Consider the following 16,385-nt stretch of genomic DNA (forward strand, 5'->3'; position numbering starts at 1 on the left):
ACCAGCCGGCGGCCCTCGCTTCGCTCCAGCGCACCCGGGCGGGCACGGGATCGAAATGGGGCGGCAAGGCCGAATCAAGTGATGTCGCGCGTTTCATGCGCGCTCTTCACCATGATTTCATGACGGGCGGATGAAGCCCGATGTTTGGCCAGCCTAGGCTGGAACCTTGATCACCGCGCGCAGGCCGCCTAGCGGACTGTCGTCGAGAGTGATGTCGCCGCCATGGCTGCGGGCGATGTCGCGGGCGATCGAGAGGCCGAGGCCAGTGCCGCTGGCATCGAGGTTGCGGGCCTCGTCGAGCCGCACGAACGGTTTGAACACCTCCTCGCGCCGGTCGGCCGGAATGCCGGGACCGTTGTCGTCTATGGTGACCACGAGCGAGCCACGGCCGTGATCGGCGCTGACCTCCACCGACTTGGCATAGCGGAAGGCATTGCCGATGACGTTGGACAACAGCCGCGCGAAGGCGTTTGGCCGCACATGCACTGTCGGATCACCGGAAAGCGTCGTCGACAGCTTGCATTTGCGCAAGGCGGCCTCGTCGCCGAGCTTCTGGAAATAGGCTTCGAGATCGAAACGTCCGGGATCCTCCGAGGCCTCGCCGCGGGCAAAGGCAAGGTAGCCTTCCAGCATCGATTGCATATCGTCGATGTCCTGGTTGAGCGCCGCCTTGGTCTCGGCCTTGCCGCCGGCCAGCGCCAGCTGCAGCTTGAAGCGGGTGAGGATGGTCCTGAGATCATGGCTGACGCCGGTAAGCATGGCGGTGCGCTGGTCGATCTGGCGCTCGATGCGCTCGCGCATCTGGATGAAGGCAAAGCCGGCGCGGCGCACCTCCTCGGCACCGCGCGGGCGAAAATCGCGCGGCATCGGCCGGCCCTTGCCGAAGCTTTCGGCGGCCTCGGCAAGCGTCAGGATCGGCCGGATCTGGTTGCGCAGGAAGGGGATGGCGATCATCAGCAGCACCAGCGAGGTGCCGACCATCCAGATCAGGAAGATGTGGGTGTTGGAGGCATAGGCCTGGCTGCGGCGCACGAAGACGCGCAGCACCTTGTTCTCGAGCTGGACGCGCACCTCGACGATGTTGGAATTGCCGACGGTGTCGATCCAGAACGGCCGGTTTATCTGGCGGGTGATCTCGGCCGAGAGAACGTCGTCGAGGATCGAGAAGAACGGTTTGGGACCGGGCGGCGGCAAGGGATCCGGCGGCAGCAGGTCGACCTTCAGCTGCATGCGGTCCTGGGCGATGCGGATGACGTTGGCATAGTCGGCGTCGTGCGGGTAGGTCTCGATCAGGTCGATGATGGCGGCGATGTCGCGCACGGTGGCCTGCGACAGGCGCTGCGTCACCGTTGCCCAATGGCGCTCCATGAAGACGAAGGCGACCACCGATTGCAGAAGGATCATCGGCGCGATGACGATGATCAGCGAGCGCGCGTAAAGGCGCTTGGGCATGTAAAACGAAACCAGGCGCCAGAATCGGTTCCAGACGCGCGGCACCGCCTTGAGCGTTCGCGTGGCGCGTGCGCTCAAGCCGTCAGGTCCCGGCCCTTCCAGTTCCGTCGTTGCCATGGCTCTTTCATTTCGCCCGCGGCACTAGATCAGAACGACGTTTGGTTCAATCGCCATCCTGATCTAACTCTTTGTTAAAGCATGATCTTTTCCGAAAACCGGTTCCCGCTTTTCGGGATCATGCTCCAGAGCCGCGTCCGGCATTCTATTCCACGCTGAGCCGATACCCAATACCGCGCACGGTCTGCAGCCAGACAGGATTGGACGGATCGCGCTCGATCTTGCGGCGCAGCCGGTTGATCTGCACGTCGATGGTGCGCTCGCCGACCTCCGAATCGTCGCCGACCAGTTCGTGGCGCGGGATGGTCTCGCCGGCCCGCGCGGCAAAGATCGCCAGGATCTCCTGTTCGCGATCGGTCAGCTTCAGCGCCTCGCCGCCGCGCTTCAGTTCACGCCTGGCGATCTGGAACGTGTAGGGGCCGAAGACCAGCTGTTCGACCTTGGGCGTGGCCGCCGGGCCGCCGCGGCGCAGGATGTTGTTGATGCGCAGGATCAGCTCGCGCGGATCGAAGGGTTTTGGCAGATAGTCGTCGGCGCCGGCCTCGAGCCCTAGGATGCGGCTGTCGGTTTCCGAAAGCGCGGTCAGCATCAGGATCGGCACGTTCTTTTCGGCGCGCAGCGATTTGGTGAGATCGACGCCGCTTTCGCCGGGCATCATGACATCGAGCACAAGCAGGTCGAAGTCGAGGCCGGCGAGCTTGCGCCTGGCCTCGCCGGCATTGCCAGCGACAGTGACGCGAAAGCCGTTTTCGGTCAGATACTGTTTGAGAAGATTGCGGATGCGGGTGTCGTCGTCGACCACAAGCAGATGCGGCGCGTCGTCGTCCGGTGCGGCCGCCTGATCGACCCTCTCAGTGCTCTCCATGGCTTTTTCCTGACATTTTTGCGGACCCAACGTCGATCTGAGCTCTCAGTTCCGGATTGACCATCGCTTCGAGGAAGCGTTCCACCAAGGCCCGTTCGGTGGCGCCGGAATCTTCCAATGCAGCACGGATGCGGCGTGACTGTGGCCGCGCCAGGGCGAGCGCCAGCGCGCGGCCCTTGGCGGTGGGATAGAGTTCGCGCTGGCGGCGGTCGCGCGGCCCTTGCAATTGCACGACATGATCGGTGTCGATCAGTTGCTTCAGCACACGCGCCAGGCTCTGTTTGGTGATCTTCAATACGTCGAGCAGTTCGGCGACCGTCAGCCCCGGCCGGCGGTTGACGAAATGCAGCACCCGGTGGTGAGCGCGACCGAAGCCATAGTCGGCCAGGATCTGATCTGGATCGGAGGTGAAGTCGCGATAGGCAAAGAAGAACAGTTCGATGATGGCGAAGTCTATGCCGTCCTCGACTGACATCGCGGTCCTGATCGGCTTTCCGGCGGCTGGGCTTCGATCCGTCATCATTTCTCCATGGGAACGGGAGATTATGTCAGTACTATTGACGTAATTTCCCCGCAATGGTAATTTTTGACAAGCTTTTGGGCGGATTGCGAACGAAAAGGCAAGGCAGGCCGGTTTTTCCGGAACTTCCTGAGTTTGCCAGAGCGCGATTATCCGCCTACGCTTCGCAACACCGGGCCGGCTCTCCAATCATACGGCGCGGCCAAAAAAGAACACGCTACGACACTAAGGATGCGGGCCGCGACCCGCGGGAGGTTACCATGGCATCTGTTCCCTTCGATCAACTGGACGGCTTCATCTGGATGAATGGCGAATTCGTTGCGTGGGGCGACGCCAAGATCCATGTTCTGACGCACGGTCTGCACTATGCCAGCGCGGTCTTCGAGGGCGAGCGCGCCTATGGCGGCGAGATCTTCAAGCTGAACGAGCACACCGAGCGCCTGCATGAATCGGCCCGCCTGCTCGGCTTCAAGATTCCCTATTCGGTCGCCGAGCTCAACGACGCCTCGACCACGCTGTTGAAGAAGCAAGGGTTCCAGGACGCCTATGTCCGGCCGATCGCCTGGCGCGGCAGCGAGCAGATGGGCGTTTCGGCGCAGAACAACCGCATCAACGTCGCCATCGCCATCTGGCAGTGGCCGAGCTATTTCGATCCGGCGCAGAAGCTGAAGGGCATCCGCCTCGATGTCGCGGAATGGCGCCGGCCCGACCCGCGCACGGCGCCGTCGAAGTCGAAGGCCGCCGGCCTCTACATGATCTGCACCATGTCCAAGCACGCAGCCGAAGCAAAAGGCTATGCCGACGCCATGATGCTCGACTGGCGCGGCCAGGTCGCCGAGGCAACCGGTGCCAACATCTTCTTCGTCAAGGACGGCAAGATCCATACGCCCAAGCCCGACTGCTTCCTCGACGGCATCACCCGCCGCACGGTCATTGGGCTCGCCAGGGACCGTGGCCTGGAAGTCATCGAACGCGCCATCCTGCCGGAAGAACTCGAAAGCTTCGAACAATGCTTCCTGACCGGAACGGCGGCGGAAGTAACGCCGGTTTCGGAGATCGGCCCCTACCGATTCGAGGTTGGCGAAATCGCCAAGAACCTTATGAATGACTATTCTGCGGCCGTTCAGCCGAAGCACGCGATCGCCGCAGAATAACGATAGTCACAGCTTTTCGCGCAAGCAGGGGCGGTTTTCGGGCCGCCCCTTTTATTTCAGCGTTTCTGCATTTGACTTTCAGTCAATTCGGCGTCTCATGATGGTGTCGGCCCGGGAGGCTGGCAGCTATGGAGGGACTAATCATATGGACATGAACACGCTTCTTCCGATCATTGTACAGGTGATTACGGGTATCATCGGTGGTCAGGCGGTCGGTGTTGCACTCAAGAACGCGGCGATGGGCCAGCTTCCCAAAATCCTGGGTGGCGCCATTGGCGGCGTCGGCGGCGCGGCAATCCTCGGCAGCCTGCTTGGCCACGGCGCGGTCGATCCGGCAGCGGCCGCTGCAGCGACGAGCGGCCTCGGCAGTGCGCTCAACCTCAACAACATCGTCGGCGGCGCCGGCGGCGGCGCGATCCTGACCGGCATCATCGGCGCTGTCATGGGCGCCATGAAGAAGTAAGCCTGACGGTCTCAGGTTTGTTCAAATGGGCGGCTTTGGCCGCCCATTTCTGTTTCTGCAACGACTGACTGTTCGTCTTTCGAGGGTGGACGCCCTTCATTCGCGCCGCCGGAGTGGTTCATCGCTTCACGGAAACGCAGAACCACTCCGTCTCATTGTTTTGACGCAGTTCTCAAGGGAAAGCGCTGCGCGCTTTTCCCGGGAAAACCGTCTCACACTTTTCCTGGAATTGCTCTACATCACCGCGTGAACACGAAAGGAAGATCATGGGTCAGCTCAATGCCGGCATCGTGCCGGTCACACCGTTTCAGCAGAACTGCACCATCCTGTTCGACATGGACGACAAGCACGGCGTCGTCGTCGATCCGGGCGGCGACATCGACAAGGTTCTGGCGGTGTTGAAGGACAATGCGATCACGGCCGAGGCGATCTGGATCACGCATGGCCATATCGACCATGCCGGCGGCGCCATGGAGCTGAAGGACGCGCTCGGCCTCGAAATCATCGGCCCACATGCAGCCGACAGGCCTTTGCTCGACAATCTGGAGAAACAGGGCAGGCTCTACGGCATCGCCGGCGCGCGCAACTGCGTGCCCGACCGTTTCCTCACCGAAGGCGATACCGTGTCGTTCGGCGGTCATGTGTTCGAGGTGCTGCATTGCCCCGGCCACGCGCCAGGCCATGTCGTCTACTACAACCGCGCGGCCAAGTTCGCCCATGTCGGCGATGTGCTGTTCCGCGGCTCGGTCGGCCGCACCGACCTGCCGGGCGGTGACCACGCGACGCTGATCGCCTCGATCAAGGACAAGCTCTTGCCGCTCGGCGACGATATCGGTTTCATCTGCGGCCACGGCCCCGGCGGCCGTTTTGGCGAGGAGCGGCGAACCAATCCGTTCCTTGTCTAGGATCAGCACCCTCGACACGAAGTCGCAGGGGTCAAACAAAAAGCGCTGGCCTCGCGGTCAGCGTTTTTGTTTGGGGCAGGGAAGCCCTAAGCGCTTTTGCGCTTTAGGGTTTTGTTTGGTGCAAGTCGTTATCCCAAAACCGCCGCGCACTTTTGGTGACATGCACTCAGTTGGCAGTGCAGAAATGCTGCTCGCCGTCATTGCCGGTGAAGGTGCCGGTGCGGGAGTTGAAGCTGCGGTAGCGGTCCGAGCAGTATTCGTACCAGTCACGCGTCCACGGCTCGGCATAGCGATCGGCATAGACCACCCGCGGTTCGACATAGTAGCGGCGGACCGGTGCCGGGCGGATCTGCACGTCACGATCGTAGTAACCGTCATCGTAGTAGCGGTCAGCGTCAGGCGGTGGCTGGTCATTGGCCAGCGCGCCACCGATCAGCGCACCAGCGGCGAGGCCAAGCACACCAGCGGCAATGGCGTCGCCATTGCCGTGGTGGCGGTGATGGCGCCATTCATCGGCGTTGGCCGCGGGCAAGGCCACAAGCATGGTGGCCGCCATGGCGGCGGACAGCACGGCTGTCTTGAAGATTCTGTTCATCTTGGTCTCCTTCGTACCGGACCGTGCAGTTTTGCAGGGGATACGGTCCGGCTTTACCCAAGACTAATATGCGACCGTGGCTGAACGGAGGCTGAACGGATTTCGACGTGCCGATCCAAGAGGGGCGTCAAAACGAGCTGGGCAGCCCTGCTGGAGCCGACAGTCTGAAGCCGGCTCAGCCGACCGACAGGTTGACGGCCTTGGGTCCCTTACCGCGCTTGTCCGGCTCGGTGTCGAATGTTACTTTCTGCCCATCTTCGAGACCGGGAAGACCCGACGCCTGCACGGCCGAAATATGGACGAAGACATCCTTCGCGCCATCGTCCGGCGTAATGAAGCCGAAGCCTTTGGCATGGTTGAAGAATTTGACGGTGCCGGTCTGCGGCATGGGAAGCTCCTTTGATCCCATAAACTCCAGTCTCGGGCCGGCAAATGCCCGAGAGGAAATTTGTCCTTTATTTTAGCGTCATCGGCAAGAGAAAGTTTTGCAAGCACTTAAAGCGCCTTAAGCCCTTGTTGTGATGCATGTCGTTGATCCGGAGCCGATTCCACTTTTGGGCGACATGCATTCATGCCGCGCCACGGACATGAAAAAGGCGCGACGAAAATCGCCGCGCCTTTTTTAAAAATCTGTCCGCGTGCCCACAGGCTGGGCAGGCTTCGAACCCTCGTTCGCCCGCCGTCAGGGACGCGCGGCGCCGATGGTTCAGGCAGCGCGGAGGTTGACCGCCTTTGGGCCCTTGCCCATGCGGTCCGGCTCGACGTCGAAGGTGACCTTCTGGCCGTCGACGAGCGTGCGCAGGCCCGATGCCTCGATCGCGGAAATATGGACGAACACGTCCTTGGCGCCGCCGTCGGGCGTGATGAAACCGAAGCCTTTGGTCGCGTTGAAGAATTTAACGGTGCCGGTCTGGGCCATTGGGGAAACTCCTTCACCCGTTCAGTCTTTGGTGGTCCTGCCCGCCACCTGGCGTCGAGGGCAGTTCCCGGTGGTTACTTTCGGCAGTCATGCATTGCCGCATGGTCAAACCCCCCGCCGAAAAACGGGGCCGTCAGAGATTCACAGTATCGGGGAAAGGTCGTCCAAAACGTTCCGCTCTCCGGGTCGCAAATGCCCGAACACGGAATTTATCGCACGGAAACGTGAAGGTTGCAAGATAGCGCCGCGGGCCGCCGCTCTGAGCGCATCCCGACGCAAGAATCGACCGATCTGAGTGTCGACGGGCCGCAAATAGGCCTCGTTGCCGGGCCGGTCATTGACCCACAGAGAAGGTCGCACATAGGCCAGTGTTGCGCGCGGACGCCGGCCACGGCTGTAACCGCCGTTTCCGCCCCCGCGAACGCGGTCGCATCCGCTAGCGGGGTTGCATTTGACAGGGGAATGGCGAGGATCGTGATCGGGATGGGATCGAGGAAGAGATCAGCATGAAATTCCTGGCGTCGGTTTTTTCGCGGCAAGGGTTTGCCGTCCTGTTCCTGTCGGCGCTTCTGGCCGCCTGCACCGTGGTCGTCGATGATGGACCAGGACCACGCCCGCGGCCGCCGCGTCCCGAACCGGAATTCTGCACCAGGCAATACGAGCCCGTCTGTGCCCGGCGCGGCGGCGACCGCCAGACCTTCGCCAATGCCTGCCTTGCCGACCGCGCCGGCTACCGCATCGTGCGCGACGGCCCCTGCCGCGGCGACGGCGGCGATGGTGGTGGTGGCGAAGAGCAGACGTTCTGCACCCGCGAATACGCGCCCGTCTGCGCCCGCCGCCATGGCAAGATGCGCAGCTTCCCCAATGCCTGCGAAGCCCGCGCCGCGGACTACCGCATTGTCGGCGATGGCCCGTGCTGAGAACGTCCTACCTGTCCACGCCAGTATAGGCTTTGCCTTTCAGCAGGGCTGCCAGGTGGGCGGCATTTGACGCGGCCATCTCGATCATGCCGGCGACCTTTCCGGGGGTCTTCGGCAGATCGACATAATTGACGTCGCCCATCGCCTCGCCCACGCAATAGACGCCACCATTGGCTGGAATGGTGAAGCCGACATCGTTGAGCGCCTGGAAGCACTCGGCATGGCAATGGTGGGCACCATCTTCGTTGCCGACGATCGCCACCAGCGCCACCTTGCCGGCGGCCGGCATGCGGCCCTTGCCGTCGGTTTCCTCGAGAAAGGCATCCATGCGTTCCATGACGCGCTTGGCGACGCTGGAGGGTTGTCCCATCCAGATCGGCAGACCGAGTATGAAGATATCGGCCGCGATAATCTTCTTACGCAGACCAGGCCAGTCGTCGCCTTTGCCCATGTCGGAGAGCACTCCGGGCTTGATATCATGATCGAGGGCGCGCACGACCTCCCCCTTCACGCCATGCGGCTTGAGCGCTGAGAGCAGGTCGGCGATGATCTTGTCGGTGGAGGATTTTTCCTTGTCGCTGGATGCTTTCAGCGAACAGTTGATGGCAAAGGCGGCTAGGGACATTCGGCAACTCCTGCATATGGCTGCAGGCTCAACGTCGCGAGGCCCTTGCGGTTGCTCCGGAATGATAGCCAGGTTGCCTAGGAAGGATAGGCTCCATCGGCCGGTCCGACGTAGAGCTCGCTGCCGTGCTCATCGGAAATGCGCAGCCGGTCGGGGATTTGCGGCATTGCGAGCGTGTGGAAGAGTGCGGCCGCGCCCTGCAAGGCGGCGCGCAAGGTCGGCGCTTCCAGCGATACCTTGTCGAGCGTCGCCTTCTCGGCGTCGCGTGACCGGTAGAACTCGATGACGAATTTCACGCAAGCCTCCGTGACAGGACCTGGCATGGGCCTGTTGTCAGTTCATCGGGGATGAGGCGCATGCGAAGCACCCCAAGGCTGTCAGCCCTTGGACTTCGGCTTCAGGCCGCTCTCCGCCTGCTTGACCGCCGAACCGAATGGGGAGGCGGGCTTGGCCACGACCTTATCCTTCTTCGGCTTGCGCGCTTCGCGATTGCTTCGCTGTTGACCTTTGGACATGGATTGCTCCTTGTGCGTGTTGGCTGGCTTTTCGAGGTTCTCAGACGACCGGATTGCTGGCGGCCGGCTCGAGATTGTCTTCCGTGGTGACCCGCTCGTGGGTCTCCAACTCGCTGCGGATACGGTATTGCGGCGAGCCGTCCTTGACCGGCAGCCTGCTCTTGATCTCGAACAGCTCCGCCGTTTTCTGGACGAGGCCGGTGCGGCTCTTCATGCGCACCGTCTGGCCGATGGCGAAAAGGTGCGAGGGCGTGTCGGTGCGCGGGCGCGTATTCTGCTGGAAACGGATCATGCTGCATTCTCCCGGTCGCGCTTCAGCGCGGTTTCGAGTTCGAGGTGGTCGATGGCGACAAGCTGGCTGGTCGTGGGGTTCTTCACCGCCCTTGCCGGCAGGTGGATGAAGGTGGCGACGCGGCGCCAGGCGATGCGTGACATGCCCTCGATCAGCTCTTCATCATGATCGATGTCGTAGTCGCCGGCCGGCAGCGGTCCTTCCAGGCCTGCGAGCATGAAGGATGCCGCGAAATGGGCGATGGAATGGGTGGTGCGGTCCGGCATAGTCCTGGCCTTGGTTGGTTCACGCCTTGGGCGTCACGTAAACAGTGACCTGAGCGCAAAAAAGCGGGGACGAGCCCCGCTTCAGATTGATTACAAACCCCTCGGTTTTTGACAGCAGTCAAAATCGAGGGGTTTTGATTCCGGTTTGTTCGCGATCTGAATCTGAGACGTTCCGTGAATCTTGGGTGATTTCGAGACGTGCGGAGGTTTGTCAGCAGTCTGAAGCGGGGACGAGCCCCGCTTTTCTATTTCCGGCAATCGCTGGAAATAAGCCTCTTTCGAGAGCTGCCAGTACATCCGTGGTCAGCGTTCATCGGATTCGGCCGGATCAGATCAGTTGCAGATTGGCGGCGGACTCGCGGCCTTTGCCGTCACGCTCCAGGTCGAACTGCAGCTTCGGGCCTTCGGCGAGGCCGGGAAAACCGGCACGCTCCAAAGCGCTGACATGGACGAAAACGTCCTTGCCGCCGTCAGCTGGCTGAATGAAGCCAAAACCCTTCTGGCCATTGTAGAACTTCACGATTCCGGTGGTCATATCTGTCTTTCGCGGATTGAAAAATCGTCGCAAGGCGAGTCCTACCGTGCGTCCAGCGTCGACGATTTGGAACGAGATTGGCGGTCAAGAACCTCTGACGCCGCGAGATGCCAATTTTGGCCAACGATCCTCTCTATATAGATCGATTTGGCTCCCTGTTCAAGGTGATTCAGAAATCAATCCCGCTCCGACTGAAAAATAGATCGCCATATACGTTCAGATATTTCTGCTATGGGTTGAGCATATTTCTAAAAAAATATTGAGCGCGCACTGAGGTATTTCCTCTGCGCCCCTATTTTTATTTACTATAGAAGGAGGAAAAGCCATGGCTTCCACAAGAGGCTCAAGGGGGAAGACCGTCGCGATCAATCCGATCATCAAGCCAGTCGCCATCCACGCCATTGCCGTTGGCCCGACCGGCCAGCCGATGATCGTCAAGTCGGCACGGCTGACGATCAGAAGCGATGAGGCGGCAAGGCGAACGATCTCCGATACCGATGGCACGGTGAGGCCGGCGAGGCAGGTTGCCGAGACCAACCGCCTGATCTGATCGCTCAACGCATCCCGAAAGAGCTCGCAGCCCCGCGAAGACTTGAACCTGCCGCGCCAATGGCCTAGATCGCAGCAGGCGGACAAACACGGCAGGTTTCCCATTAACAGAGATCAAAGACGAGCGGCGAGTGCGGGAACCAGGTCTGGCGCAGGCGGACAGCCGCCGCTGGGTCTCGACCAGTATGTGCAGCAGGCCCTGCAATTGCACCAGGCCGGCCGCCGGCAAGAGGCAGAGACCATCTACCGGCAAGTCTTGGCGCGCCAGCCCAAGCACGCGGCGGCGGCGCACTTCCTGGGGCTGCTGCTGCACCAGACCGGACGCAGCGAAGAAGGGTTGGACCTCATCGAGCGGTCGGTGAGCCTGCAGCCGACGAATGCCGATTTCCTCAACAATTTCGGCACGGTGATGCGCGATCTCGGCCGCGTCGCCGCGGCAATCGACTTCTTCCGTGGCGCGGTGGATCTGCGGCCGGAGCAGCTCGCCGCGCGTGACAATCTCGGCTCGTCGCTGAAGCAGCTCGGCCGGTTCGAGGAGGCCGAAGAAATCTATCGCGGCACAGTCGCGCGCAATCCCTTCCATGTGCGCGCCCGCATCGGGCTTGCCGAAACCCTGCAGGAAGCCGCACGCTTGGACGAGGCGCTGGCTGTGTTTCGCGAGTCGCTGACCATCCGTCCCAAGGATGCCGACCTTCTGCACGGGCTCGGAGTCGGGCTGATGGAAAAGGGCAAGCTCGACGAGGCGGCCGATCTGTTCCGTCAGGCGCTGGCGGTCAACCCGGGCATGGCAAAGGCCTGGCTGATGTTGTCGCAGGTCAAGCGCCAGAAGGAGCGCGATGCCGAATTGTCCGGCATGGAAGCGCAGCATGCCAAGGCACCGCAGGACAGCCTGGCGCGCATGCAGCTGTCGTTCGGCCTCGGCAAGGCCAATGACGATCTGAAGGACTATGAGAAGGCCTTCGACTATTTTGCCGAAGGCAATGCCATTCGCCGCAAGGGGATCAACTATGATCCCGTCAGGACGCGCGAGGAATTCGCGGCGATGAAGACGGTGTTCGATGCCGGCTTCTTCGAAAGGCACAAACCGAGCCCGATCACCGATGACGCGCCGATCTTCGTCGTCGGCATGCCGCGTTCGGGCACGACGCTGGTCGAGCAGATCATCGCCAGCCATCCGCAGGTCTATGGCGCGGGCGAGCTCAGCATCCTGAAGAACGCGGTCGGCAAGCAGTTCCCGGCGACCATGCCGGGGGGCTTTCCGTGGGGCGTATCGGATACGGACGATGCGGATTTCGCCGAGGCGGGCCAGGCCTATCTCGACATGCTGCATGCCCGCTATCCGCATGTCAGCCACGTCACCGACAAGATGCCGGGCAACTTCCTGCTTGTCGGCTTCATCCACATGATGATGCCGAAAGCCAGGATCATCCATTGCGCCCGCGATGCGGCGGCAACCTGCCTGTCGATCTACAAGGTGCATTTCCGCGGCGACAGCCACCGCTACGGCTACGATCTCGGCGAGCTCGCCGACTTCCACAATCTCTACACCGACATCATGGTGCATTGGCACAAGGTGCTGCCCGGCGTCGTGCATGATGTGCGCTACGAGGATTTCGTCGCCGACCAAGAAGGCCAGAGCCGGGCGCTGATCGAGTATCTCGGCCTGCCATGGGACGATGCCGTGCTGTCGTTCCACGAGACCGACCGGCCGGTGCGCACGGCCTCCGCCGCGCAGGTGCGCCAGCCGATGTATCAAGGCTCGGTCGACCTGTGGAAGCGCTATGGGGATCGGCTGAAGCCGCTATTGGATAGGCTGGATTAGCGATCGGGTTACAGATTAGCCGGCGCCGTCCCTGCTTCGCCCGTGGATGACGAAGTTGGATAGGCTTCGGCCAATCTCCAACGTCTGCGATCTGCCAACTCTCGCTTTGCGCCAGCTGCTCAAAGCTCGATGAAGGGCTGGAAGCCGCCGAAGATCATGCGCTTCATATCGAAGGGCAGGGGACCCAAATCGGGTGTCAAGCGCGGGTCGGCCATCACCTTGGCCATCACCGTGTCGCGGCTTAGCCTGGATTCATAGACCGCCCAGGCGAAGACGACGATCTCGTCGTCCTTTGCCTGGACGGCACGTGGAAACGAGGTAAGTTCGCCATAGGGCACGTCGTCGCCGATGCATTCGACATAGGCCAGCGCGCCGTGTTCCATCCATATGGGGCCTGCGAGGTTGGCCAGCTTCTTGTAGTCATCGAGCTTGGCCTTTGGCACGGCAAGCACGAAACCATCGACATAGGACATGGTGAACTCCTTGCTGAAAACCGGGCGCCGGGTCGGCGGGGATACGACCCGGCGCGGTGAGCGCGTCAGCCTTGACGGCGACGCCTGCTCGCTACTTCACCGGTGCGTTCATCGCCCAGGCGACGCCGAACGGATCGTTCAGCTGGCCCCAGCGGTCGCCCCAGAACATCACCTGCAGCGGCGTGACCACTTCGCAGCCGGCATCGACGGCGCGCTGCCACCAGGTCTCGATGTCGCCATCTTCGAGATGGAGCTGCAGCGTGTAGCCCTGCGCGGCCTTATGTGGATGGCCGTGCTCCGGATAGGCGTCGCCCAGCATCAGCGTCGAGCCGTTGATGTGGAGATGGATGTGCATGGTGCGGCCTTTTTCATCCGCCGGATAGGCAAAGACCTGCTTGGCGTCAAAGGCCTTCTTGTAGAAATCGGCGGCCTTGAAGGCGCCGTCCACTTGTAGATAAGGGGTCAACCCGCCGAGCACTTCTGCCCTGGGCTGAACGGGGGTCTGGTCAGTCATGTCTTGCTCCTCTTTGCGTTCGGCTTGGCCTTGCGAACCACAGGACGCGCGAGGTGACGGCAATCCTACATGGCGGCGCGAATTTTTTTGCGAGCCGGACCCGGACAGGCCGGGCAACCGGCGGATTTAAGCGGCAATCGCATGAACAGGCTGGTCGCGGTCATATGACCTTGGCCGAGAACGTCGTTGCACGGCGGCTGTTCTGCGCGTCGAAGAGTTCCGGAAAGCCGATGTCCTTACGCAATTCGGCTGGCAGCGAGAGCAGGATGCGTTCGCTGCGATGGCGGGCACGTGCCGCCGCATATTGGGTTGCGATGCGACCGATGGATGAAAGGACCGACATGATGTTCTCTCCCTGGGTTGATGCCGGCATCATCGTGTCGGCATCCCAAGGACGTGGCAGGTTCAGGCGATCCGACAGCGCACCGAATTTTTTGTTACGACTCCGGATTCGATCGAAGAAGCCTTCGCCGCTCAGAGCGGCGGCTATGCGACCTTCAGCGTTGGGATCGCTGAAACATCAACCTCGCGCTCGGCGTGCCAGGCATCGAAAGCCGCCTGCATCCGAAGCCAGATCGCGGCACCGTCGCCAAACATCTTCCCAAGGCGAGCGGCCACAGCCGGCGAAACCGGCTTCTTTTCGCGGATGATGTCATAAAGCTGTTGCCGGGAGATCCCGAGCAGATTTGCAATTTCCACCTTGGTCTTTCCGGTTGCCGGGATAATGTCCTCCAGCAGCGCTCCCGGGTGGGAGGGACAACGCTCGGTCGGACGCATCGGCTCGTGCACGGTCATAAGTCGAACTTCTCCAATCTGGCCACCTCAGTGGTATTGCTCGAAATCGACGCGGGCGGCATCATTACCGTCGAATTCAAATGTGATGCACCACGGGCCATTGACATGGACCGTGTGGCGGATCGGATCGAAGCCTTTCAGTGGGTGGAAGTCGAAGCCGGGGAGGTTCATCTCCTCCGGCTTCTCCGAAGCTTCCAGGCGGTCAAGCCGGACCAGAATGCGCTTGTGCATTTTGGCGTCGATCTTACCGGTTTTTCCGGTTTGAAAGAGGTCCGACAGCGCCTTGTTCTTGAAGGACTCGATCATCGACGCATGTAAACAAATTGCTTACAAAAATCAAGAGTCTGTAAGCGAATAATTTACAGGCAAATGGAAAAATCGAGCCATCAACCCGGCGCCGCTCAGCCAGCGGTTTCCGCCACCGAATTGAGAAAATCCTCGGGGTCCTCGACTTCGGTCAGCCGCCGCTTGTCGATCAGCCAGAAGCGATTGCCGATGGCGCGGATGAAGGAGCGGTCGTGCGAGGCGAGCACGCAGCTTGCCTGGTGCTTGAGCAATTCCTCCTCCAGCGCTTCCTGGCCATCGATGTCGAGATGGTTGGTCGGCTCGTCGAGCAGATAGAAATTGGGATTGGCGAGCCTCAGCGCCAGCATCATCAGCCGTGCCTTCTGGCCGCCGGACAGCACGCCGATCCTCTTCTCCTGCATCTCGATGACCACGCCGGCGCCGGCAAGCAGCGCGCGGGCGCGTTGTTCGCCGACATCGTAGCGGCGCGAGACCATCGCCAGCGGCGTGTCGTCGCCGCTGATGCCGGACAGCGCCTGGTCGCTGTAGCCGAGCACCGTCGACGGCGTCACCTTCACGTTCTGCACCGTGTCGGGCTCGACGATCGCGTTGCGGATCATGCTGACGAAGCGCGACTTGCCGACGCCATTGCGGCCGAGCAGCACGATGCGGTCGCCCTGACAGATGTGGCGCTTGCCGGTCCTGAACAGCAGCGTGCCGTCGGGCATTCCGACCGCGGCGTCGTCGAGCGTGATCAGCACCTTGGCGTGGGTGCCGCGATTGGCTAGCCGGATCGCTCCGGCTGACTTTTCGCGGTGCGCCGATAGCGCCGCCTCTTCGAGTTTCTCCGCCCGTTCCCTGAGCTGCTTGGTTTTCACCGTCAAAAGGTCGCTGCCGGAATTGATGCCGATGTTGTTGAGCTTGGCGGCCTGCTTTCGCAGCTGCTGGGCGACCTTCATGTCGCGCTCGAATTTCCGCGCTGTCGAGGCGTCGACCTCGTCGAGCGCCTGCCTGGCGCGGGAGTAGGGCAGCGCAAACACCGGCGACTGTTCCGGGCGCAGGAACAGCGTCCGGTTGGTGGTGGCGTCGAGGAAGGCGCGGTCATGGCTGGCGATGACGACGGGCACTTCGCGCGGCAGCGCGTTCAGCCAGTTTTCCAGTTGGCTGATGCGGGCAAGGTCGAGATGGTTGGTCGGCTCGTCGAGCAGCAGCACATCGGGATCGGTGACCCAGACGCGGGCGATCAGCGCCAGCCTCTGCCAGCCGCCGCTCAGCGCCTGCATTTCCCGCTCGCGCATCGCCTCCGGCACGTCGAGAGAATCCAGCACCACGTCGACGCGCCACATCTCGCTTTCGGCCTGCTCCGGCGGCAAGGCGTCGGCCACCACCTCATGAAAGCTGCGGCCGAGAAGGGCAGGAGGAACGGACTGCTCGACATGGCCGACGCGCAAGCCGCGCGTGCGGGTGATGTCGCCGGAGGTCGGCTCCATCTCGCCGGTCAGGCATTTGAGCAAGGTCGACTTGCCGCGGCCATTGGCGGCAACGATGCCGAGCCGGTCGCCGGCGCCGATGGTGAGGTCGAGCTTGGAGAAGAGCGGCGCACTCATGGTGACGCCGAGGGATTTGAGGCTGATCAGGGCCATTTGGATTTCTCTGGTCTTGCCGGAAACAACTCCGGATGCACTTTGACGGTGCGCGTGCTGGCCATCAGGCTCGGCGTTGCGGCACCACGAAGGGCAGACCAAAAAATCGAAGCGGGAAAAACCCGGACCGTCCCTGGTCAGCCCTGCAAGCTGGCTTGCAG

General features: G+C 61.8%; 24 protein-coding genes. 6 read left to right on the forward strand and 18 right to left on the reverse strand.

From position 1 onward, the window contains the following. Positions 1–153: 153 nt before the first annotated feature. From FJ546_RS09055 to FJ546_RS09065, 3 genes are all read right to left on the reverse strand, one after another. A complete protein-coding gene (locus FJ546_RS09055) occupies positions 154–1,569 on the reverse strand; it encodes an ATP-binding protein (protein WP_140889017.1) in 1,416 nt (471 codons plus the stop codon). 145 nt (positions 1,570–1,714) lie between these two features. Beyond that, on the reverse strand, positions 1,715–2,434 hold the full coding sequence (locus FJ546_RS09060; RefSeq protein ID WP_140889018.1) for a response regulator transcription factor: 720 nt from the start codon (positions 2,432–2,434) through the stop codon (positions 1,715–1,717). Continuing rightward, positions 2,421–2,954: a MarR family transcriptional regulator gene (locus FJ546_RS09065; protein ID WP_032933687.1), complete on the reverse strand. Its 534-nt coding sequence runs from the start codon at positions 2,952–2,954 to the stop codon at positions 2,421–2,423. The genes FJ546_RS09060 and FJ546_RS09065 overlap by 14 nt, the downstream gene beginning before the upstream one ends. Positions 2,955–3,214: 260 nt before the next feature. Between FJ546_RS09065 and FJ546_RS09070 the strand changes: the two genes are divergently transcribed. From FJ546_RS09070 to FJ546_RS09080, 3 genes are all read left to right on the forward strand, one after another. Beyond that, positions 3,215–4,108: a branched-chain amino acid aminotransferase gene (locus FJ546_RS09070; protein ID WP_140889019.1), complete on the forward strand. Its 894-nt coding sequence runs from the start codon at positions 3,215–3,217 to the stop codon at positions 4,106–4,108. A gap of 145 nt (positions 4,109–4,253) precedes the next feature. Then, positions 4,254–4,571: a hypothetical protein gene (locus FJ546_RS09075; protein WP_140889270.1), complete on the forward strand. Its 318-nt coding sequence runs from the start codon at positions 4,254–4,256 to the stop codon at positions 4,569–4,571. A gap of 266 nt (positions 4,572–4,837) precedes the next feature. Beyond that, positions 4,838–5,476 carry an MBL fold metallo-hydrolase gene (locus FJ546_RS09080; RefSeq protein WP_140889020.1) on the forward strand — a complete coding sequence of 213 codons (639 nt, stop codon included), beginning with the start codon at positions 4,838–4,840 and terminating at the stop codon, positions 5,474–5,476. Positions 5,477–5,642: 166 nt separating this feature from the next. Here the strand turns inward: FJ546_RS09080 and FJ546_RS09085 are convergent, their stop codons facing one another. The 3 genes from FJ546_RS09085 to FJ546_RS09095 all read right to left on the reverse strand — a co-directional run bounded on the left by FJ546_RS09085 (position 5,643) and on the right by FJ546_RS09095 (position 6,990). Beyond that, positions 5,643–6,071, reverse strand: a complete 429-nt coding sequence (locus FJ546_RS09085; RefSeq protein ID WP_140889021.1) for a BA14K family protein — start codon at positions 6,069–6,071, stop codon at positions 5,643–5,645. A gap of 175 nt (positions 6,072–6,246) precedes the next feature. Then, a complete protein-coding gene (locus tag FJ546_RS09090) occupies positions 6,247–6,459 on the reverse strand; it encodes a cold-shock protein (RefSeq protein WP_008877668.1) in 213 nt (70 codons plus the stop codon). Positions 6,460–6,777: 318 nt separating this feature from the next. Next, complete coding sequence (locus FJ546_RS09095; protein WP_006202520.1) at positions 6,778–6,990, reverse strand: cold-shock protein; 213 nt, start codon at positions 6,988–6,990, stop codon at positions 6,778–6,780. 506 nt (positions 6,991–7,496) lie between these two features. Between FJ546_RS09095 and FJ546_RS09100 the strand changes: the two genes are divergently transcribed. After that, positions 7,497–7,910 (forward strand): Kazal-type serine protease inhibitor, encoded by a 414-nt coding sequence (locus FJ546_RS09100; RefSeq protein WP_140889022.1) that lies wholly within the window; start codon positions 7,497–7,499, stop codon positions 7,908–7,910. A 7-nt stretch (positions 7,911–7,917) separates the two neighbouring features. On the opposite strand, the gene FJ546_RS09105 is transcribed toward FJ546_RS09100, so the two are convergent. From FJ546_RS09105 to FJ546_RS09125, 6 genes are all read right to left on the reverse strand, one after another. Beyond that, the gene (locus FJ546_RS09105) at positions 7,918–8,535 is read right to left on the reverse strand and encodes an NAD(P)H-dependent oxidoreductase (RefSeq protein WP_140889023.1); all 618 of its coding nucleotides are present in this window, start codon (positions 8,533–8,535) and stop codon (positions 7,918–7,920) included. A gap of 77 nt (positions 8,536–8,612) precedes the next feature. Then, positions 8,613–8,831, reverse strand: a complete 219-nt coding sequence (locus FJ546_RS09110; RefSeq protein WP_140889024.1) for a hypothetical protein — start codon at positions 8,829–8,831, stop codon at positions 8,613–8,615. A gap of 81 nt (positions 8,832–8,912) precedes the next feature. Continuing rightward, positions 8,913–9,050, reverse strand: a complete 138-nt coding sequence (locus tag FJ546_RS31150) for a hypothetical protein (RefSeq protein WP_164987223.1) — start codon at positions 9,048–9,050, stop codon at positions 8,913–8,915. A 40-nt stretch (positions 9,051–9,090) separates the two neighbouring features. Further along, a complete protein-coding gene (locus tag FJ546_RS09115) occupies positions 9,091–9,342 on the reverse strand; it encodes a hypothetical protein (protein ID WP_140889025.1) in 252 nt (83 codons plus the stop codon). Next, the gene (locus FJ546_RS09120; protein WP_140889026.1) at positions 9,339–9,608 is read right to left on the reverse strand and encodes a hypothetical protein; all 270 of its coding nucleotides are present in this window, start codon (positions 9,606–9,608) and stop codon (positions 9,339–9,341) included. Before FJ546_RS09120 ends, FJ546_RS09115 begins: the two co-directional genes overlap by 4 nt. Before the next feature lie 328 nt (positions 9,609–9,936). Next, positions 9,937–10,143 (reverse strand): cold-shock protein, encoded by a 207-nt coding sequence (locus tag FJ546_RS09125; RefSeq protein ID WP_140889027.1) that lies wholly within the window; start codon positions 10,141–10,143, stop codon positions 9,937–9,939. Between the two features lie 325 nt (positions 10,144–10,468). Between FJ546_RS09125 and FJ546_RS09130 the strand changes: the two genes are divergently transcribed. Both FJ546_RS09130 and FJ546_RS09135 read left to right on the forward strand, forming a co-directional pair. Next, complete coding sequence (locus FJ546_RS09130) at positions 10,469–10,693, forward strand: hypothetical protein (RefSeq protein ID WP_140889028.1); 225 nt, start codon at positions 10,469–10,471, stop codon at positions 10,691–10,693. A gap of 186 nt (positions 10,694–10,879) precedes the next feature. After that, complete coding sequence (locus FJ546_RS09135) at positions 10,880–12,514, forward strand: tetratricopeptide repeat-containing sulfotransferase family protein (RefSeq protein WP_140889029.1); 1,635 nt, start codon at positions 10,880–10,882, stop codon at positions 12,512–12,514. 119 nt (positions 12,515–12,633) lie between these two features. Here FJ546_RS09135 and FJ546_RS09140 read toward each other — a convergent pair whose 3' ends face one another. The 6 genes from FJ546_RS09140 to FJ546_RS09165 all read right to left on the reverse strand — a co-directional run bounded on the left by FJ546_RS09140 (position 12,634) and on the right by FJ546_RS09165 (position 16,224). Continuing rightward, positions 12,634–12,987 carry a DUF1428 domain-containing protein gene (locus FJ546_RS09140; protein WP_140889030.1) on the reverse strand — a complete coding sequence of 118 codons (354 nt, stop codon included), beginning with the start codon at positions 12,985–12,987 and terminating at the stop codon, positions 12,634–12,636. A 91-nt stretch (positions 12,988–13,078) separates the two neighbouring features. Further along, on the reverse strand, positions 13,079–13,501 hold the full coding sequence (locus tag FJ546_RS09145) for a glyoxalase/bleomycin resistance/extradiol dioxygenase family protein (protein WP_140889031.1): 423 nt from the start codon (positions 13,499–13,501) through the stop codon (positions 13,079–13,081). Between the two features lie 160 nt (positions 13,502–13,661). Then, entirely contained in the window at positions 13,662–13,844 is a 183-nt protein-coding gene (locus FJ546_RS09150; RefSeq protein ID WP_032920719.1) for a hypothetical protein, read from the reverse strand. 143 nt (positions 13,845–13,987) lie between these two features. Further along, complete coding sequence (locus FJ546_RS09155; RefSeq protein WP_140889032.1) at positions 13,988–14,296, reverse strand: HigA family addiction module antitoxin; 309 nt, start codon at positions 14,294–14,296, stop codon at positions 13,988–13,990. 27 nt (positions 14,297–14,323) lie between these two features. Further along, positions 14,324–14,602 carry a type II toxin-antitoxin system RelE/ParE family toxin gene (locus FJ546_RS09160; protein WP_140889033.1) on the reverse strand — a complete coding sequence of 93 codons (279 nt, stop codon included), beginning with the start codon at positions 14,600–14,602 and terminating at the stop codon, positions 14,324–14,326. A gap of 95 nt (positions 14,603–14,697) precedes the next feature. Then, the gene (locus FJ546_RS09165; protein ID WP_140889034.1) at positions 14,698–16,224 is read right to left on the reverse strand and encodes an ABC-F family ATP-binding cassette domain-containing protein; all 1,527 of its coding nucleotides are present in this window, start codon (positions 16,222–16,224) and stop codon (positions 14,698–14,700) included. Between the last annotated feature and the right edge of the window lie 161 nt (positions 16,225–16,385).

This window comes from Mesorhizobium sp. B2-4-19, from assembly GCF_006441315.1.
Classification (GTDB): Bacteria; Pseudomonadota; Alphaproteobacteria; order Rhizobiales; family Rhizobiaceae; genus Mesorhizobium.

What these genes read in the sequence shown, in the direction of transcription:
- FJ546_RS09055 (WP_140889017.1), bottom strand. Translation starts at nt 1,569, where the DNA reads ATGGCAACGACGGAACTGGAAGGGCCGGGACCTGACGGCTTGAGCGCA.
- FJ546_RS09060 (WP_140889018.1), bottom strand. Translation starts at nt 2,434, where the DNA reads ATGGAGAGCACTGAGAGGGTCGATCAGGCGGCCGCACCGGACGACGAC.
- FJ546_RS09065 (WP_032933687.1), bottom strand. Translation starts at nt 2,954, where the DNA reads ATGACGGATCGAAGCCCAGCCGCCGGAAAGCCGATCAGGACCGCGATG.
- FJ546_RS09070 (WP_140889019.1), top strand. Translation starts at nt 3,215, where the DNA reads ATGGCATCTGTTCCCTTCGATCAACTGGACGGCTTCATCTGGATGAAT.
- FJ546_RS09075 (WP_140889270.1), top strand. Translation starts at nt 4,254, where the DNA reads ATGGACATGAACACGCTTCTTCCGATCATTGTACAGGTGATTACGGGT.
- FJ546_RS09080 (WP_140889020.1), top strand. Translation starts at nt 4,838, where the DNA reads ATGGGTCAGCTCAATGCCGGCATCGTGCCGGTCACACCGTTTCAGCAG.
- FJ546_RS09085 (WP_140889021.1), bottom strand. Translation starts at nt 6,071, where the DNA reads ATGAACAGAATCTTCAAGACAGCCGTGCTGTCCGCCGCCATGGCGGCC.
- FJ546_RS09090 (WP_008877668.1), bottom strand. Translation starts at nt 6,459, where the DNA reads ATGCCGCAGACCGGCACCGTCAAATTCTTCAACCATGCCAAAGGCTTC.
- FJ546_RS09095 (WP_006202520.1), bottom strand. Translation starts at nt 6,990, where the DNA reads ATGGCCCAGACCGGCACCGTTAAATTCTTCAACGCGACCAAAGGCTTC.
- FJ546_RS09100 (WP_140889022.1), top strand. Translation starts at nt 7,497, where the DNA reads ATGAAATTCCTGGCGTCGGTTTTTTCGCGGCAAGGGTTTGCCGTCCTG.
- FJ546_RS09105 (WP_140889023.1), bottom strand. Translation starts at nt 8,535, where the DNA reads ATGTCCCTAGCCGCCTTTGCCATCAACTGTTCGCTGAAAGCATCCAGC.
- FJ546_RS31150 (WP_164987223.1), bottom strand. Translation starts at nt 9,050, where the DNA reads ATGTCCAAAGGTCAACAGCGAAGCAATCGCGAAGCGCGCAAGCCGAAG.
- FJ546_RS09115 (WP_140889025.1), bottom strand. Translation starts at nt 9,342, where the DNA reads ATGATCCGTTTCCAGCAGAATACGCGCCCGCGCACCGACACGCCCTCG.
- FJ546_RS09120 (WP_140889026.1), bottom strand. Translation starts at nt 9,608, where the DNA reads ATGCCGGACCGCACCACCCATTCCATCGCCCATTTCGCGGCATCCTTC.
- FJ546_RS09125 (WP_140889027.1), bottom strand. Translation starts at nt 10,143, where the DNA reads ATGACCACCGGAATCGTGAAGTTCTACAATGGCCAGAAGGGTTTTGGC.
- FJ546_RS09130 (WP_140889028.1), top strand. Translation starts at nt 10,469, where the DNA reads ATGGCTTCCACAAGAGGCTCAAGGGGGAAGACCGTCGCGATCAATCCG.
- FJ546_RS09140 (WP_140889030.1), bottom strand. Translation starts at nt 12,987, where the DNA reads ATGTCCTATGTCGATGGTTTCGTGCTTGCCGTGCCAAAGGCCAAGCTC.
- FJ546_RS09145 (WP_140889031.1), bottom strand. Translation starts at nt 13,501, where the DNA reads ATGACTGACCAGACCCCCGTTCAGCCCAGGGCAGAAGTGCTCGGCGGG.
- FJ546_RS09150 (WP_032920719.1), bottom strand. Translation starts at nt 13,844, where the DNA reads ATGTCGGTCCTTTCATCCATCGGTCGCATCGCAACCCAATATGCGGCG.
- FJ546_RS09155 (WP_140889032.1), bottom strand. Translation starts at nt 14,296, where the DNA reads ATGACCGTGCACGAGCCGATGCGTCCGACCGAGCGTTGTCCCTCCCAC.
- FJ546_RS09160 (WP_140889033.1), bottom strand. Translation starts at nt 14,602, where the DNA reads ATGATCGAGTCCTTCAAGAACAAGGCGCTGTCGGACCTCTTTCAAACC.
- FJ546_RS09165 (WP_140889034.1), bottom strand. Translation starts at nt 16,224, where the DNA reads ATGGCCCTGATCAGCCTCAAATCCCTCGGCGTCACCATGAGTGCGCCG.